Raw genomic sequence first — 14182 nt, 5'->3', positions numbered from 1 at the left:
CATGACCGCCATCCACGAGACCGCCACGGCCGCCGGTTCGGGTTCCCACGCGACGGAACGGTTCAAGTCCGACAAGCTCGCCGGCGTCGCCGGGACACCGAAGGAGCGCGTCAGCCTGCTGGCCCGCGAGGTGCTCGAAGCCGTCCACGGCACCATCCGCCGCCACAAGGTGACCTACGCCGAGTACAACGCGCTCAAGTCGTGGCTCATCAGCGTCGGCGAGACCGGCGAGTGGCCGCTGTTCCTGGACGTGTGGGTCGAGCACGTCGTCGAAGACGTCGCCACCGAACACCGCGAAGGCAACAAGGGCACCATCGAAGGCCCGTACTACGTCCCGGACGCGCCCGAGCAGGGCGCCCGCGGGTCCGTCCCGATGCGCGCGGACGAGCCGGGGACGCCGCTGACCTGGACCGGGCAGGTGACCTCGACCGGCGGCACGGTGCTGGCCGGAGCGAAGGTCGAGCTGTGGCACGCCGACGCGGACGGCTTCTACTCGCAGTTCGCCCCCGGCATCCCGGAGTGGAACCTGCGCGCGGCGTTCACCGCCGACGCCGACGGCAAGTTCGAGATCCGCACGGTCCGGCCGGCGCCGTACCAGATCCCCACCGACGGCGCGTGCGGCAACCTCATCTCCGCGGCGGGCTGGCACCCGTGGCGCCCGGCGCACCTGCACGTCAAGGTGTCCGCGCCGGGTCACGAACTGCTGACCGCCCAGCTCTACTTCCCGGGCGACGACCACAACGACGACGACATCGCCTCGGCGGTCAAGCCGGAACTGATGCTGTCACCGCGCCCGGCCGCCGACGGCGAAACCATCGAGTACGGCTTCGTCCTGGACCCCGAGCGGTCCTGACCCGTCCCCTGTCCGTCCACTGTGGAGAGACCGATGCTCTATCACGTTCGCATGGACGTACGCCTTCCACCGGACCTGGACCCGGCGGAACGCACCGCCGTGCTGGCGCGCGAAAAGGAGTACAGCCAGCGGCTGCAGCGCGCGGGGAAGTGGCCACAGCTGTGGCGGATCGCGGGCGAGTACGCCAACTTCTCGATCCTCGACGTCACCGACCACGACGAGCTGCACACCCTGCTGTCCGGACTGCCGCTGTTCCCGTACATGGACATCGAGGTCACCCCGCTGGCGAGGCACCCGTCGAAGATCGACAACGGGCCGGCCTGAACACAGCGGCCTTAGGGCTGCAGGGCAGCAGCACGGGCTAGGGCGACCACGCACCTCAGGCGTCTCGGATCGGGAACGCTCGGAGCGTGTCAGCCGCGGACGCGCTGGCGCAGGAAGAGCGCGGCCCGGTCGAGCGCTTCGCCGGCCTCGTCGAGCAGGCCGGTGAACGACTGGAACACGTGCGGGACCTTCGCGGTGATGTCGAGGACGACGTCGACCTCCGCGTCGGACGCGCGCAGGGCGAGCCGGCGGGCGTCGTCGAGGAGCATCTCGTTCGTGCCGACCTGCACCAGGATGGGCGGCAGGCCGGTCAGGTCGGCGGTCACGGCCGGGCTGAGCAACGGGTTTCGACGGTCCTGGTCCGCGACGTAGAAGCTGCTCATGCGGTCGAGACTCGCGCGGTCGAGCAGGGGATCCGCAGCCGCTTTGGTCACGATGCTCTCGCCGGTCCGAGTCGCGTCGAGGCCTGGTGAGAACGCGACGATCGCGGCCGGCATGGGGAGTCCGGCGTCGCGTGCGGCGAGTGCGCCCGTGATCGTCAGTCCGCCGCCGGCGGAGTCGCCGGCGAAGGCGATCGATCCGGGTGCGTGGCCTTGGTCGAGGAGTTCGCGGTAGGCCGTGACCACGTCCTGGACGTCCGCCGGGAACGGGTGCTCCGGCGCCAGCCGGTAGTCCAGGGAGAGGGCGGGGATCCCGGTTCTGACGACCAGGCCCGCGGTGAGGCCGAGCGCCGTGCGGGGCGAGCCGACGACGTGCGACCCGCCGTGCAGGTAGAGCAGGGTCCCGGAGGCGGGTTCGGTGTCCGGGCTGACGTGCAGCGCGGGGCGTCCGCCCAATGACGTCTCGCGCGTGTGGGTGCCCTCCGGTACCGGCAGCGGGTCCATCAGCTTCACGAAGTTTTCGCGGAGTTCGGCGACGGACTGCTCGGCCCCGACGCCGGTGCCGCGGAGCTGCGCGTCCAGGCGTTCACGCTGATCTGTGGACATCGTCCTGCCTTCCACTCCGGAGTTCTTGCCAGTACAGTATATGCCATGGCAGATAGTGCAGCGGCAGATCTGGTGGCCCTCGACACACTGTTCACTGACCTCGTCCGTGTGGAGACGCGGCTCTACAACGCGGTCACCGACCGCGTGAAGGCGGAGGCCGGTGTCGCGGGCGGGTACTTCGAGCTGCTGCGTCATGTCCGCGACCACCCGGACGCCCGCGTCGCGGATCTCGCCGCCGCCTTCGCGATCGGTGTCGGGACGACCAGCAAGATCGTCGACCGCTTGGAGAAGCAGGGCTGGCTGGAGCGCCGCCCGAATCCGGCCAACCGCCGCTCGTCCCTGCTCGCACTGACCCCGGCGGGCGAATCGGTGGTGTCCCGGGCGGAGCCTGTCTGGCGGGCGGCGATTCAGGAGATCCTCGGCGGCGCTGTCGCCGCTGATGAGCTGACAGCGCTTTCAGCGGTGCTCCACGCCGCGCGCTCGAACCTGGAACGACGTCAGCTGGGGCTCCCGGCCGGATGAGGTGACACGGTTCGACGTCCGCTGGGCCGGCGTCGAAGACCGGTGAGAGCGCCGGATCGCTGGGCGGTTACGCCTGCGGGTGCAGGACGATCCGTCCGAAGGGGCGGGTCTCGGCGAGCGCGTGATAAGCGGCTTGCACCGCGGCGAGCGGGTAGGCGGCGGCGATGGGCACGGCCAGTTCCCCCGAGGCGGCGAGATCGGCGAGACTTCGCAGGCCTAAACCGCCGCCGGCGTTGACCGTGCCGAGGGCCTTGACCCCTTTTTCCTTGGCGGCCTGGTAATCGACCACGGTGTTGATGCGCTGCCGGGACACCCCGAGCGCGAGAGCGAGGTCGACGTACCCTGACCCGAACGCGTCGATGAAGGCGTCGATCGGACGACCCTCGGCCGCCTCGCGGATCTGCTCGGTCACGTCGGCGCCGTAGGACACCGGGCGCACACCGAGTTCCCGCAGCCGCTCCGCGTTGCCCGGCCCCGCGATGCCGATCACCGTCGCACCATTTCGCCGGGCAAGCTGCGCGGCCGTGAGACCGACCCCGCCGGACGCGCCGGCTATGACGACGATCTCGCCCTCGCGGGGCTCGACGGCCTGGACGGCGGCCAGGCCGGCCATCGGTGTGACGTAAAGGGAACCGGCCACGTCCCACGAGAGCACCGCCGGTTTCGGGACCAGCTGCTCGACGGGGACGGCGGCGAATTCGGCGTGCGCCGACCAGTCCTGCGCCCAGCCGAGCACCTCGTCGCCGATCTTGACGTCGTGCACGTCCGCGCCGACGGCGGTGACGGTGCCGGCCAGGTCGCGGATCGGTACGTAGGTCGCTCCGCGCAGCGCGGACAGGGTGCCGGGGTTGACGCACGACGCTTGGATCCGCACCACCGCATGACCTGGAGTGGCTTCGGGGACGGGAACCTCGTCGATCCACAGCTGCTCGATGCCGTCGAATCGATCGTATCGGACGATGCGCATGGCCGGTCCTTTCGGGACGTCGGAGGTGTCGTTCACCGGCGCCGGATGAGCGGCAGCAGGATGTCGTCGACGAGGTGGTCGAGGAACGCGCCGTCGCAGGGTTTTCCGGCCACGACGAGCCGGTGGACGATGATGGCCGGGGCGATCTCCGTGAACAGTTCCGCCGCCCGCGGGGCCAGTTCTTCGCCGTGTTCGAGCGCGCCGCGGAAGGATTCACCGGCCATCGCGGCTTCGTCGCGGTGCAGGATGCGCCGCATCCCCGCGGCCAGGTCCGGATCGCTGCGCATCCCGGCGAAGAGCGCGCCGAGCAGGCCGACTTCCTGTTCGGCGATCTCGCTCGCGAGCCAGGCCGCCATCGTGGCCAGGCCGTCGCGAAGGTTGTCCGAGGTGACCTGGGGTGGTGTGGCGCCGGCCCGGTGCTCGACGGCTGCGACCACCAGCGCCGCTTTGTTCGGGTAGCGGCGGTAGATCGTCGCCTTGGAGACCCCGGCTTCGGCCGCGACCGCCTCGATCGACATCTGCTCGTACCCGGAGGCGGTCAGCATGCGCAGCGTCGCGTCGAGGATCGCCACGTCACGGCCGGCGTCACGCGGCCTGCCTCGGGGCGGTGGGGTGCTCATCGGGCTGCCTGTCTCCTGACTTTCGATACGGTACCGGTTCGTATTGAAAATCTACGGGCGAGGCTCGGTCCTGTCAAACCGGACAGCCGTTAGCCTGAATTCGAGCGGGAGGTGCGCGGTGGTGGATCGGCCGAGGAGCCGGCGTGGTGAAGGGGACCAGCTGAAGGCTGACGTCCTCGCCGCGGTGAACCGGCTGCTGGCCGAGTGGGGCAGCCACGAGAAGCTGACCATGCGCGCCGTCGCGAAAGAGGTCGGCGTGGCCGCGCCGAGCATCTACCTGCACTTCGCGGACAAGACCGAGCTGGTGTGGGCCGCGCTGGCCGACAAGTACGAGCAGCTCGCGCACGCGATGCGCGTCGCGGATGCCGCCGTGGCCGCCGGGGATCCGCGCGGCAAGCTGCTGGCCCAGGTGCGCGCCTACTGCCGGTTCGCCCGGGAGAACCCCGGCCACTACCGGCTGATGTACGACGTCCGGCAGCCCGCGCTCGAGCCCGGACGGGCCGGCCGGCACCCGGCGCGGGCCGTCTCGGGGCTGCTGCGCGCGGCGGTCAACGCGTGCCTGGACGCCGGGCACTCGCTGGCCCTGCCGCCGCGGCAGGCGGCCCACACGCTCTGGGCGGGGCTGCACGGGATGGTGTCCCTGCAGCTCAGCCTGGTCGCCTCGGCCGATCCGGGCACCCTGGACGGGATGGCCGAAGGCCTGGTCGACGCGCTCGTCGCGCGGGAGGCGGTCGCCGAGCCGGTCTGCCCGCCGGAGACCGCGATCGAGCGGCTGATGGCCGCGACCATCGTCGACGACTGATCCGTACTCTTCGTCCCGTTTCGGGCACGCTGTGTCATGGAACACAGTCCGAACGCTCTTGGCAGCGACCCTCGTCGGGCGTTAACTGAACTTAGTTAGGTTAGCGCTCGACGTTGTCGTCAGAGAGTGGGAAACCCATGAACATCACCGTGGACGAGGAGAAGTGCTGCGGCGCCGGCCAGTGCGTGCTGGCCGCCCCGGACGTGTTCGACCAGCGCGACGAGGACGGGATCGTCATCCTGCTCGACGCCACTCCGCCGCCGGAGCAGCACGCCGCGGTCCGCGAGGCCGCCGCGGTCTGCCCGGCCGTCGCGATCGACGTCCAGGAGTGAACGTCGTCATCGTCGGCGCCGCCGCCGCGGGCCTGGCGACCGCGGAAACCCTGCGGCAGGACGGGTTCGGCGGCACCGTCACCCTGATCGGCGACGAGGAACACCTCCCGTACGACCGGCCGCCGCTGTCGAAGCAGGTGCTCTCGGGCACCTGGTCGCACGAACGGCTCCGGCTGCGCGAGCAGGACGCCCTCGCCGCGTCGGGCATCGATCTGCGGCTCGGTACCCGCGCGGTCGCCGTCGACCCAGGCCGTCGCGAAGTCCGGTGCACCGACGGCGTTGTGGCCTACGACGAACTCGTCGTCGCGACCGGTGTCCGGCCGCGCCGCCTGCCCGGCAGCGACGGAGTGCCTGGAGTCCACGTCTTGCGCGACCTGGCCGACGGCCTCGCCCTGCGGGACGTGCTCGCCGGGAAACCGCGGCTCGTCGTGGTGGGCGCCGGGTTCCTCGGTGCCGAGGTCGCCGCGGTCGCCCGCCGGGCCGGCGCCGACGTCACGCTCGTGTCCGACCTGCCCGCCCCGCTGAGCGACGTGCTGGGCCCGGAGATCGGCGAGTTCCTGCTGGGCACGCACATCGACCAGGGTGTGCGGGTGCTGCGCGGCACGCGGGTCGAGCAGGTGCTGACCGAGGACGGCCGGGCGAGCGGCGTCCGGCTGGCCGACGGCCGGACCGTCGCCGCCGACGCCGTCCTGGTCGCGATCGGCTCGGTCCCGGCCACCGAATGGCTGGCCGGCAGCGGCATCCCGCTCGGCGACGGCGTCGTGTGCGACGAGTTCTGCCGCGCCGCCCCCGCACGTCTGGGCCGCCGGCGACGTCGCGTCGTGGTGGCACGCCGGGCTGGGGGAGCGGCTCCGCTTGGAGCACCGCACCAACGCCGCCGAGCAGGGCCGGGCGGTCGCCCGCAACATCCTCGCCGCGACGCCGGTGCCGTTCACACCGGTGCCCTACATCTGGTCCGACCAGTACGACCTGAAGATCCAGATCCACGGCACACCGCGGGGCTGCGACCGGATGACCGTCGTCGACGGCAGCCTCGCCGAGCGCAAGTTCGTCGCGCTCTACGGCGCCCACGGCGTGGTCCGCGCCGCGGTCGGCGTCGGCAGCCCGCGCGCCCTGCGTGCCGCCCGGGCGCACCTGAGCACGCCGACGCCGTGGGAAACCGTGACCGGACAAGGAGTTCCCGCATGAGTCAGCACCTGCGAGCCGGCGTTGTCGGGCTCGGCATGATCGGCGGCGGCGTCGCCGTCAGCCTCACCCGCCGCGGCCGGGTCCCGGTGGTCTACGACATCCGCGCCGACACCGCGGCCGCGTTTCCCGGGGCGGTGGCCTCCCCGGCCGAGGTCGCCGCCGCGTCCGACGTCGTCCTGGTCGCGGTCGTCGACGCCGACCAGGCCCGCGACGTCCTGACCGGCCTGCTCACCGCCGCGCGCCCGGGGCTGATCGTGGTGCTGCTGTCGACCGTCGCCGTCCCGGTCGTGCACGAACTCGCCGCGCTCTGCGCCGCCGCCGGAGCGTCCCTGCTGGACTGCGGCGTCACGCCGGGGGACAAGGCCGCCGAGAACGGGATGGTCGCCATCCTCGGCGGCGACGCCGACGTCGTCGCCCGCGCCCGGCCGGTGCTCGACGACTTCGCCAAGCGCGTCGTCCACTGTGGACCGCTCGGGGCCGGGATGGCGACGAAGATCGCCCGCAACGTCATCACCTACGGCAGCTGGACCGTCGTGCACGAAGCCGTGACGCTCGCGCGCGCCGCCGGGGTCGACCCGGCCACGCTCGTGGAGGTCATCGAGACCGCCGACCCCGGGGGAGCGACGCTGCTGTCGTGGCTGCGGGACCAGCTCGCCGAGCACCCGGCGAACCGCGAGGTGGTGCCGCAGGTGGTGAAGCTGCTCGACAAGGACCTCGCCGCGGCGCAGGAGCTCGCCGGCACGTTCGGCGTCGACGTGCCGCTGGTTTCCCTCGTTCGCGCGGCGGGTCCGCGCACCCTCGCCTACCCCGATCAGGAGGTGTCATGACCGACGACGACCGCCGCCGCCGCGGCCTGGAGATGATGGACGCCGTTTACGGCGCCGGCTTCAGCGAGACGCTGCCGGACGAGGCGTCCCCGATGCTGGCCGAGACGATCGACCACCTCTTCGGCGCCATCTGGGCCCGGCCCGGACTGTCCATTCGCGATCGCCGCCTGCTCGTCCTCGGCGCCACGGCCGCGCTGGGGCGCGCCGACCTCGTCGAGATCCAGGTCCGCGGCGCGCTCGCCAACGCCGAACTCACCGCCGAGCAACTGCGCGAAGCTGTTCTGCACCTGCACTTCTACGTGGGCTGGGGCAACGGCACCCAGTTCCACCGCGGCGTCGAAGCCGCCCTCGCCACGACCGGAACGGAGCCCGCGAAGTGACCACCGAACTGCCCGCCATGCCCACCACCCGCACCAGCCTGCTCGACCCGCCCGCCGAGTACCACCAGCTGCGCGAGGAGCAGCCGGTCACCCGCGTCCGGTTCCCCAACGGCCAGGCCGGCTGGCTCGTGACGCGGTTCGAGGAGGGCAGCGCTGTGTTCGCCGACCCGCGGATGAGCGCGCGGCGGCCCCGCCACGACGTCCCGCCCGACGACTCCGGCACTTCGGACGCCGACCACGGCGACGCGGGCCTCGACCCGACGTTCGTCATGATGGACGAGCCCGACCACGGCAAGTACCGGCGGCTGCTGACCGGGCGGTTCACCCCGAAGAGCGTGCAGAACACGCTGCAGCCCTACATCGACCGGATCGTCACCGAGCACCTCGACGCGCTCGCCGCCGGGCCGAAGCCGGCCGACCTGATCGAGGCCCTGGCGCTGCCGATCCCGTGCCTGGTCATCTGCGAGCTGCTCGGCGTGCCCTACGGCGATCGCGACGGCTTCCACCACGCCACCGAGGTGATGATGGACGTCAGCAAGACCCACGCCGAACGCGCGGCCGGCGCGAAGTGGCTGATGGGCTACATCACCGACCTCGTCGCCGCGATCCGCCGTGACCCCGCCGCCACCGGCCTGCTGGCCGACCTCGTGCGCACCGCCGACACCGGCGAGTCGATCCTGACCGACTCCGACGTCGTCAGCATCGGCGTGCTGCTGCTGTTCGCCGGGCACGACACGACGATGGCGATGATCGGTCTGTCCGCGCTGACCCTGCTGACCCATCCCGAGCAGCGCGCGCAGCTGGTCGACGACCCGGCCAAGGTGGGCCCGGCGGTCGAGGAACTGTTGCGGTACCTGACGATCGTCCAGTTCGGGCTCGGCCGCGTCGCGAAGGAGGACCTGGAACTCGGCGGTCAGCGGATCGCCGCCGGTGACCTGGTCGTCGTCGCGATGCCCGCTGCCAACCGCGACCCGCGCGCGTTCGACGCCCCCGACAGCCCGGACTTCGACCGCCGGATGACACGCCACCTCGCGTTCGGGTACGGCGTGCACCAGTGTCTTGGGCAGAACATCGCCCGCGCCGAGCTGAAGACGATCCTGCCGCAGCTGTTCCGGCGCTTCCCGGACCTGAAGCTCGCGGTCCCGGCGGCGGAGGTGCCGATGGACGTCTTCGGCACCAACTACGGCGTGCGGAGCCTGCCCGTCACCTGGTGACGCCCGCGCGGTAGGCGTCGGTCGTGCCGGCTTCGACGGTGCCCGGAAGGGCTCGTAGCGAGGCGAGCCGACCGGCGCCGAGGGCGTGGTGGTTCCCGGCAGCAGAGCGGCTGGAGCGACGAAGGTCTACAGCTTCTTGAGCCGCTTCCGGTTGGCCGCCAGGACTTCGTCCGACAGGTCCGGCGCGGCGTCGGCGATGGCGCGGGAGAGGGTCAGCGCGCCGACCATCTGGCTGAACAGCGCCACGGCGCGCTCGCGGGCCTCGGCGGGGGTGAGTTCGGTGCCGGACTGGCGGGCGCGTTCGAGCAGCATGTCGGTGATGGCGGCGAAGTAGCCGTCGAGCCCGCGCCGGTACTCGGCCTGGGCGGCGGCGCCGTGGCGGCCGGCGTCGGTGACGAGGGCGGCCGAGGCGCAGCCGGCCTCGGGGTGGTCGCGGTGCTCGGCGCTGACGTACCCGTCGACCATGTCGTGCAGGGCCGCGCGCGCCGAGCGGGGATGGGCGTCGCGGATGGCGTCGAGTGCTTCGAGTGAGTCGGTGAAGCCCTGGTGGAGGACTTCGAGGGCGAGGTCGTCCTTCGAGTCGAAGTGGTTGTAGAACCCGCCGTGCGTCATGCCGGCCGACTTCATCAGTTCCTCGATGCCGATGCCGTCGATGCCGCGCAGCCGGAACCCCTCGCCGGCCGCGTTGACGATCTTCTCGCGGTTGAGCTGCTTCTGCTCCTGCGTGATGCGAGGCACGTCGACCACCTTCCTGGCGGCCACACCGCCTCTTCCGATGATACTCATCATCAAATCGAGCGTCCACAGCGAAGCCTGGCTTGACAATTAATGATGACGATGGCAATCATAGTTATTGATGGCGGACGTCATCAAAGTCTGGAAGGGGTGGTCATGAACTTCGGCACCATCGGGGCCGGGACGGTCGCGCAGGCCATCGCTGGTCACCTCGTGGCGGCCGGCCACAAAGTGACCCTCGGCAACAGCCGCGGTCCGGACACGCTGCTCGACGTCGTGACCCGGCTGGGCCCGCTCGCGAGCGCGGGCACGGCCGCCGAGGCGGCCGCCGCCGACATGGTCTTCCTCGCGGTGATGTGGCCGCAGGTCGGCGACGCGCTGGCCGGGCTGCCCGCGTGGGACGGCCGCATCCTGGTCGACACCACCAACACCTTCGCCGACGTCGAGGTCGGGACGGCGAGTGAGTTCGTCGCGGACCGGGCGCCGGGCGCGCGCGTGGTCAAGGCGTTCAACACCCTCTACGCGCCGTACATCGCCGCCGATCCCCGGCACGCGGAAGGGCGGCAGCTGCTGTTCTACGCCGCGGACGACGACGCCGCCAAAGCGGACTTCCGCGAAGTCGCCGACGGCCTCGGCTTCGCCCCGGTCGACGCCGGATCGCTGCGCGAGGGTGGCCGGCTGATGCAGATCGGCGGCCCGCTCTCGGCACTGCACGCCCTGAAGCAGGACTGAAGCCATGAAGGCACTGGCCTACGAGAGAGCACACGCACTCGACGCGTTCGCCATCAACCTGGTCGAGGTCGCCGAACCCCGGTTACGCGACGGTGACCTGCTGGTCGAGGTCCACGCGATCGGCGTGAACCCGGGTGAAGCCGCGATCCGGCGGACGCGCAGCGCCGAGCCCGGTGGCCGGGTCATCCTGGGCTGGGAGTTCGCCGGGGTCGTCGCCGCGGTCGGGCCCGCGGCCGCGGGGTTCGCGGTCGGGGACCGGGTGCTGGGCACCGGCGACATCACCCGCGACGGCAGCTGGGCCGAGCGCGTCGCGGTCGACCACCGGGTGGTCGCCCGGATCCCGGACGGGCTCGCGTTCACCGACGCCGCGTCGCTGCCCGTCGGCGTCCTCACGGCCGGGGAATCGCTGTTCCGCGACCAGGACGCGCTGCCCGGCGGTGTCGGCCGGGTGCTCGTCATCGGCGGGGCCGGCGGCGTCGGGTCGATGGCCACGCAACTGCTCAAGGCCACCACATCGGCGTTCGTGATCGGTACGGCTTCGCGGCCCGAGTCGCGGACGTGGGCGACGGCGATGGGCGCCGACCTGGTCGTCGACCACCGCGGCGACCTGGCCGGACAGCTCCGCGCGGCGGGGATCGATCACGTCGACCTGGTGTTCTCGACGTCGGGCACCAGCGGTCACCTGGAGGCGATCGTCGAGGTGCTGCGGCCCTTCGGTCACCTGGCCGCCATCGACTTGACCGGCCCCTTCGACCTGGGGGCCTTCACAGGCAAGTCGCTTTCGCTGCACAGCGAGATGGTGTTCAGCAAGATCGTGGCCGGCGGTGACGTCGCCAGTCAGGGCCGGATCCTCGCCCGGGCGGTGGCCGACGTCGCGGCGGGCAGGCTGCGTCCGATCGTCACCACCACGCTCGAGGGCCTGACCGCCGACACCATGAAGACGGCGCACACGCTCGCCGAGAGCGGCCGGACCGTCGGGAAGACCGTGATCCAGATCGCCGGCTGACGCGTGAAGCCGCCCCCCAATGAAAGGAAGTCCCTGACGTGACCAAGGATCTGCTCGACGGTGAGTACGTCCCCAGCACCAACCCGATGACCCGCGACCAGGTCGAGCTCTACGAGCGCACCGACGGCCGCGAAGGCGCGACGATGGAGGGCGGCCCGGTGGTCGTGGTGACCATGCGCGGCGCCCGTTCGGGCAAGCTGCGCAAGGTCGCGCTGATGCGCATCGAGCGTGACGGCGTCTACGCCGTCGGCGCGTCGGCCGGCGGCCAGGCCCGCAACCCGAGCTGGTTCCACAACCTCGTCACGCACCCGACGGTCCAGCTGCAGGACGGTCCCGACCGCCGGCTGATGACCGCCCGGGTGGCCGAAGGCGCGGAGCGGGAGAGCTGGCTGACCCACGCCGACGAGCTTTACCCGTTCTTCGCCGGCCATCGCACCCGAGCCGTCGAGGCCGGCAACCGCGAGGTCCCGCTGATCCTGCTGGAACCCACCGAGAGCTGACCCGGACACCGGCATCAGCCGGACCTGACGTGCGTTGCGGTGAGGTCCCGGATCGTGACCACGCTCGGGTGCCAGGGCCGGGTGGCCGGGCCGGTGAGCACAAGCCGGCGTTCCAGGTGGGGCCGGAGCGGAATGTGGGTGAGGGTGCCGGAGAGCATACTCGCGGCCAGGGACGGCAGGATCGCGACGCCGAGGCCGGCCTCCACCATGGACAGCAACGTCATCAGCTCGCGGATGCGCCGGGCGGGCCGGTAGGGCAGGCCCGCCAGCGCGTGCAGGCGCTCGATCGGGGGTCCGAACCCGGATGTCGTGACCAGCAACGGGTCTTCCAGCAGTTCGGCCAGCTCGACGGCCTCCTCGCCGGCCAGCGGGTGGTCGCTGCGGACCACGGCTTCGTAGGCGTCGGTCGCCACGTGGAGCGCGCCGCGGGGGAGCGGGTCCGGGTCGATGAGGAACGCCGCGTCGACGGTGCCGCTTTCCAGCCACTGGCCGATCTCGTCGTCGACGGCCTCGAAGACGGTGACTTCGAGGTGCGGCAGGTGGTCGTGCCACAGCCGCAGCAGCTCCGGGAGCAGCCCGCGGGCGACGGTCGGGGGCACGGACAGGCTGATCGACGCGGCCGCGGCGGCGCTGGTGTGCGCCGCGGCGGCCGCGTCGAAGGCCCGGGCCGCGGACAGCGTGGCGCGCGCGTGCGGGAGCAGCACTTCGCCCAGCGGAGTGGGCCGCACCGGGGTGGCTCGCCGGATCAGCTCGCCGTGCACCGCCGCTTCGAGCGACGCGAGCGAGTGCGACACCGACGACTGGCTCAGGCCCAGCGCGGCGGCGGCCGCGCCGAAGCCCTCGTGGTCGGCGACGGCCACGAACACGGCCAGCTGGCGCAGGGTCACACTCATCGAATCCACCGATCGAGAGATGAACGTCATCGATTTGCTTCATCTTAGGCTCGTGGAGATGCTGGAAGTGCGCCCCGCCCCGGCTTTGAGGAGACCCCGTGGTGAACCAGCTCAAGACCGACGTCGAGCACGTCCTGGACAACCCGGTCTACTCGGCCCTGTCCGGCCCGGCGCAGGCGGAGCTCGCCGAACGGCGCGGACGCGTCCTGCGCTACCGGACGGACGTGTCGCCCTTCCTCGGACTCCCGGCCGACGCGACCGAGCGGGACTGGGCCGACGCCGCCCGCCTCGTGGGTCACGGCTCGGCCGCGTACGTCCACCATTCCGGGCCGGTGCCCGCGACCTGGACCGTCGCCGACCGGTTCGACGTCGTGCAGATGACCGCGCCGCCGGCGTTGACGGGCGCCCCGGACGCCCGGGCGGTCCGTCTCGGCGCGGCGGACGTCCCGGAGATGCTGGACCTCGCCGGCCGCACGAAGCCGGGTCCGTTCCTGCCGCGGACCATCGAAATGGGAACATACTTGGGAATCCGCCGCGACGGCGTGCTCGCCGCGATGGCGGGGGAGCGCATGCGGCCCGCCGGCTGGGTGGAGATCAGCGCCGTGTGCACGGCTCCGGACCACCGGGGCCAGGGGCTGGGCAGCAGCCTCGTGCGGGCGCTGATCGCCGGTATCGCCGGCCGGGAAGAGCGGGCCTTCCTGCACGTGGCGGCCACCAACACGAACGCGATCAGGTTGTACGAGACGCTGGGGTTCGCTGTCCGGCGCGAACTCTTCATGACGGTCCTGCGCCCGAGGTAGCGGCCGCGCCGCCGCAAGCGTCCGTGTCGTCAGGCTGATGCCGTGACCACGCGGCCGAGGTCCCAGGCCGACGTCACCTTCCGCGGCGCCGCCGGATCATCTCGGAGCGAGCAGTGCGTCCTCATGGTTCAGCGGGTCCCAAGGCGGTGGTCGGGACGAAGCCGTCGGGGCGTGGCTCCTTCAGCTCGATGAACACCGAGTGCGTCGGGGTGTCACCCACGTTCTCGCCTGAATGTTCCTGTTCGTCGAGCCACCGGACCGCCCCTGCCGGCAGATCGACGCCGACTTCCCGACCGCCGGCGTGGATCCGGCGGCGGAACGGGCTGAGGGTGACCATCACGCTGTCCGGGTGCCGGTGTGGTGCGGTCCGGTCGCCTGGCCCGTCGAGGTACTCGAGCACCCGGACGCGTTCGTTTTCGAAGGCGACTCGATACAGCTCGGGGTTCGTTTCCATGGGGTCGTCGGCCATGATTGCCTCCTTATGGCACTGGAGTACCATGA

19 protein-coding genes and 1 pseudogene are annotated in these 14182 nt (G+C 71.7%); 14 read left to right on the top strand and 6 right to left on the bottom strand.

Translation table 11 applies throughout. The annotated features are described in order from the left end of the window. Nucleotide 1: 1 nt before the first annotated feature. Together catA and catC are read left to right on the top strand one after the other, a co-directional pair. Nucleotides 2-853: a catechol 1,2-dioxygenase gene (gene catA / locus OG439_RS19550; RefSeq protein ID WP_326950794.1), complete on the top strand. Its 852-nt coding sequence runs from the start codon at nucleotides 2-4 to the stop codon at nucleotides 851-853. A gap of 33 nt (nucleotides 854-886) precedes the next feature. Next, nucleotides 887-1177 (top strand): muconolactone Delta-isomerase, encoded by a 291-nt coding sequence (gene catC, locus OG439_RS19545; protein ID WP_326950793.1) that lies wholly within the window; start codon nucleotides 887-889, stop codon nucleotides 1175-1177. An 89-nt stretch (nucleotides 1178-1266) separates the two neighbouring features. Here the strand turns inward: catC and OG439_RS19540 are convergent, their stop codons facing one another. After that, a complete protein-coding gene (locus OG439_RS19540) occupies nucleotides 1267-2163 on the bottom strand; it encodes an alpha/beta hydrolase (RefSeq protein WP_326950792.1) in 897 nt (298 codons plus the stop codon). Nucleotides 2164-2208: 45 nt separating this feature from the next. Between OG439_RS19540 and OG439_RS19535 the strand changes: the two genes are divergently transcribed. Beyond that, nucleotides 2209-2685 carry a MarR family winged helix-turn-helix transcriptional regulator gene (locus tag OG439_RS19535; RefSeq protein ID WP_326950791.1) on the top strand — a complete coding sequence of 159 codons (477 nt, stop codon included), beginning with the start codon at nucleotides 2209-2211 and terminating at the stop codon, nucleotides 2683-2685. Nucleotides 2686-2752: 67 nt separating this feature from the next. Here the strand turns inward: OG439_RS19535 and OG439_RS19530 are convergent, their stop codons facing one another. Beyond that, nucleotides 2753-3652 carry an NADP-dependent oxidoreductase gene (locus OG439_RS19530; RefSeq protein ID WP_326950790.1) on the bottom strand — a complete coding sequence of 300 codons (900 nt, stop codon included), beginning with the start codon at nucleotides 3650-3652 and terminating at the stop codon, nucleotides 2753-2755. A 32-nt stretch (nucleotides 3653-3684) separates the two neighbouring features. After that, the gene (locus tag OG439_RS19525; RefSeq protein ID WP_326950789.1) at nucleotides 3685-4272 is read right to left on the bottom strand and encodes a TetR/AcrR family transcriptional regulator; all 588 of its coding nucleotides are present in this window, start codon (nucleotides 4270-4272) and stop codon (nucleotides 3685-3687) included. A 121-nt stretch (nucleotides 4273-4393) separates the two neighbouring features. Here OG439_RS19525 and OG439_RS19520 point away from each other — a divergent pair, with 121 nt between their 5' ends. The 7 genes and pseudogenes from OG439_RS19520 (at nucleotide 4394) to OG439_RS19490 (ending at nucleotide 9015) form a co-directional block, all read left to right on the top strand. Beyond that, nucleotides 4394-5074 carry a TetR/AcrR family transcriptional regulator gene (locus tag OG439_RS19520; RefSeq protein ID WP_326950788.1) on the top strand — a complete coding sequence of 227 codons (681 nt, stop codon included), beginning with the start codon at nucleotides 4394-4396 and terminating at the stop codon, nucleotides 5072-5074. 137 nt (nucleotides 5075-5211) lie between these two features. Then, nucleotides 5212-5406 carry a ferredoxin gene (locus tag OG439_RS19515; RefSeq protein WP_326950787.1) on the top strand — a complete coding sequence of 65 codons (195 nt, stop codon included), beginning with the start codon at nucleotides 5212-5214 and terminating at the stop codon, nucleotides 5404-5406. Next, a pseudogene (locus tag OG439_RS19510) lies at nucleotides 5403-6131 on the top strand (NAD(P)/FAD-dependent oxidoreductase); the annotation flags it as partial. The gene OG439_RS19515 and the pseudogene OG439_RS19510, both read left to right, overlap by 4 nt. 130 nt (nucleotides 6132-6261) lie before the next feature. Continuing rightward, nucleotides 6262-6594, top strand: coding sequence for an oxidoreductase C-terminal domain-containing protein (locus OG439_RS19505; RefSeq protein WP_326951574.1), 333 nt, complete (start codon nucleotides 6262-6264; stop codon nucleotides 6592-6594). Beyond that, the gene (locus OG439_RS19500; RefSeq protein WP_326951573.1) at nucleotides 6591-7421 is read left to right on the top strand and encodes an NAD(P)-dependent oxidoreductase; all 831 of its coding nucleotides are present in this window, start codon (nucleotides 6591-6593) and stop codon (nucleotides 7419-7421) included. Before OG439_RS19505 ends, OG439_RS19500 begins: the two co-directional genes overlap by 4 nt. Beyond that, complete coding sequence (locus OG439_RS19495) at nucleotides 7418-7801, top strand: carboxymuconolactone decarboxylase family protein (protein ID WP_326950786.1); 384 nt, start codon at nucleotides 7418-7420, stop codon at nucleotides 7799-7801. The genes OG439_RS19500 and OG439_RS19495 overlap by 4 nt, the downstream gene beginning before the upstream one ends. Then, complete coding sequence (locus OG439_RS19490; RefSeq protein ID WP_326950785.1) at nucleotides 7798-9015, top strand: cytochrome P450; 1218 nt, start codon at nucleotides 7798-7800, stop codon at nucleotides 9013-9015. Before OG439_RS19495 ends, OG439_RS19490 begins: the two co-directional genes overlap by 4 nt. 126 nt (nucleotides 9016-9141) lie before the next feature. Here OG439_RS19490 and OG439_RS19485 read toward each other — a convergent pair whose 3' ends face one another. After that, the gene (locus tag OG439_RS19485; protein ID WP_326950784.1) at nucleotides 9142-9753 is read right to left on the bottom strand and encodes a TetR/AcrR family transcriptional regulator; all 612 of its coding nucleotides are present in this window, start codon (nucleotides 9751-9753) and stop codon (nucleotides 9142-9144) included. A gap of 153 nt (nucleotides 9754-9906) precedes the next feature. Here OG439_RS19485 and OG439_RS19480 point away from each other — a divergent pair, with 153 nt between their 5' ends. Genes OG439_RS19480 through OG439_RS19470 form a run of 3 tightly spaced genes read left to right on the top strand, consistent with a single transcriptional unit; the run spans nucleotide 9907 to nucleotide 11988 of the window. Then, complete coding sequence (locus OG439_RS19480) at nucleotides 9907-10482, top strand: NADPH-dependent F420 reductase (RefSeq protein ID WP_326950783.1); 576 nt, start codon at nucleotides 9907-9909, stop codon at nucleotides 10480-10482. A gap of 4 nt (nucleotides 10483-10486) precedes the next feature. Continuing rightward, a complete protein-coding gene (locus OG439_RS19475) occupies nucleotides 10487-11488 on the top strand; it encodes a zinc-binding alcohol dehydrogenase family protein (RefSeq protein WP_326950782.1) in 1002 nt (333 codons plus the stop codon). Nucleotides 11489-11526: 38 nt separating this feature from the next. Then, nucleotides 11527-11988 (top strand): nitroreductase/quinone reductase family protein, encoded by a 462-nt coding sequence (locus OG439_RS19470; RefSeq protein ID WP_326950781.1) that lies wholly within the window; start codon nucleotides 11527-11529, stop codon nucleotides 11986-11988. A gap of 14 nt (nucleotides 11989-12002) precedes the next feature. On the opposite strand, the gene OG439_RS19465 is transcribed toward OG439_RS19470, so the two are convergent. After that, the gene (locus OG439_RS19465; RefSeq protein ID WP_326950780.1) at nucleotides 12003-12881 is read right to left on the bottom strand and encodes a LysR family transcriptional regulator; all 879 of its coding nucleotides are present in this window, start codon (nucleotides 12879-12881) and stop codon (nucleotides 12003-12005) included. A gap of 98 nt (nucleotides 12882-12979) precedes the next feature. Here OG439_RS19465 and OG439_RS19460 point away from each other — a divergent pair, with 98 nt between their 5' ends. After that, nucleotides 12980-13681, top strand: coding sequence for a GNAT family N-acetyltransferase (locus OG439_RS19460; protein ID WP_326950779.1), 702 nt, complete (start codon nucleotides 12980-12982; stop codon nucleotides 13679-13681). Nucleotides 13682-13802: 121 nt separating this feature from the next. On the opposite strand, the gene OG439_RS19455 is transcribed toward OG439_RS19460, so the two are convergent. Beyond that, nucleotides 13803-14150 (bottom strand): cytoplasmic protein, encoded by a 348-nt coding sequence (locus tag OG439_RS19455; protein WP_326950778.1) that lies wholly within the window; start codon nucleotides 14148-14150, stop codon nucleotides 13803-13805. Nucleotides 14151-14182 lie beyond the last annotated feature (32 nt).

Source organism: Amycolatopsis sp. NBC_01307, from assembly GCF_035975215.1.
Classification (GTDB): domain Bacteria; phylum Actinomycetota; class Actinomycetes; order Mycobacteriales; family Pseudonocardiaceae; genus Amycolatopsis.
This window is presented reverse-complemented; position numbering and strand designations above follow the sequence as displayed.

Bases quoted from the DNA above. Each gene is read 5' to 3' on its own strand.
- catA (WP_326950794.1), top strand. From the start codon at position 2: ATGACCGCCATCCACGAGACCGCCACGGCCGCCGGTTCGGGTTCCCAC.
- catC (WP_326950793.1), top strand. From the start codon at position 887: ATGCTCTATCACGTTCGCATGGACGTACGCCTTCCACCGGACCTGGAC.
- OG439_RS19540 (WP_326950792.1), bottom strand. From the start codon at position 2,163: ATGTCCACAGATCAGCGTGAACGCCTGGACGCGCAGCTCCGCGGCACC.
- OG439_RS19535 (WP_326950791.1), top strand. From the start codon at position 2,209: ATGGCAGATAGTGCAGCGGCAGATCTGGTGGCCCTCGACACACTGTTC.
- OG439_RS19530 (WP_326950790.1), bottom strand. From the start codon at position 3,652: ATGCGCATCGTCCGATACGATCGATTCGACGGCATCGAGCAGCTGTGG.
- OG439_RS19525 (WP_326950789.1), bottom strand. From the start codon at position 4,272: ATGAGCACCCCACCGCCCCGAGGCAGGCCGCGTGACGCCGGCCGTGAC.
- OG439_RS19515 (WP_326950787.1), top strand. From the start codon at position 5,212: ATGAACATCACCGTGGACGAGGAGAAGTGCTGCGGCGCCGGCCAGTGC.
- OG439_RS19500 (WP_326951573.1), top strand. From the start codon at position 6,591: ATGAGTCAGCACCTGCGAGCCGGCGTTGTCGGGCTCGGCATGATCGGC.
- OG439_RS19495 (WP_326950786.1), top strand. From the start codon at position 7,418: ATGACCGACGACGACCGCCGCCGCCGCGGCCTGGAGATGATGGACGCC.
- OG439_RS19480 (WP_326950783.1), top strand. From the start codon at position 9,907: ATGAACTTCGGCACCATCGGGGCCGGGACGGTCGCGCAGGCCATCGCT.
- OG439_RS19475 (WP_326950782.1), top strand. From the start codon at position 10,487: ATGAAGGCACTGGCCTACGAGAGAGCACACGCACTCGACGCGTTCGCC.
- OG439_RS19465 (WP_326950780.1), bottom strand. From the start codon at position 12,881: ATGAGTGTGACCCTGCGCCAGCTGGCCGTGTTCGTGGCCGTCGCCGAC.
- OG439_RS19455 (WP_326950778.1), bottom strand. From the start codon at position 14,150: ATGGCCGACGACCCCATGGAAACGAACCCCGAGCTGTATCGAGTCGCC.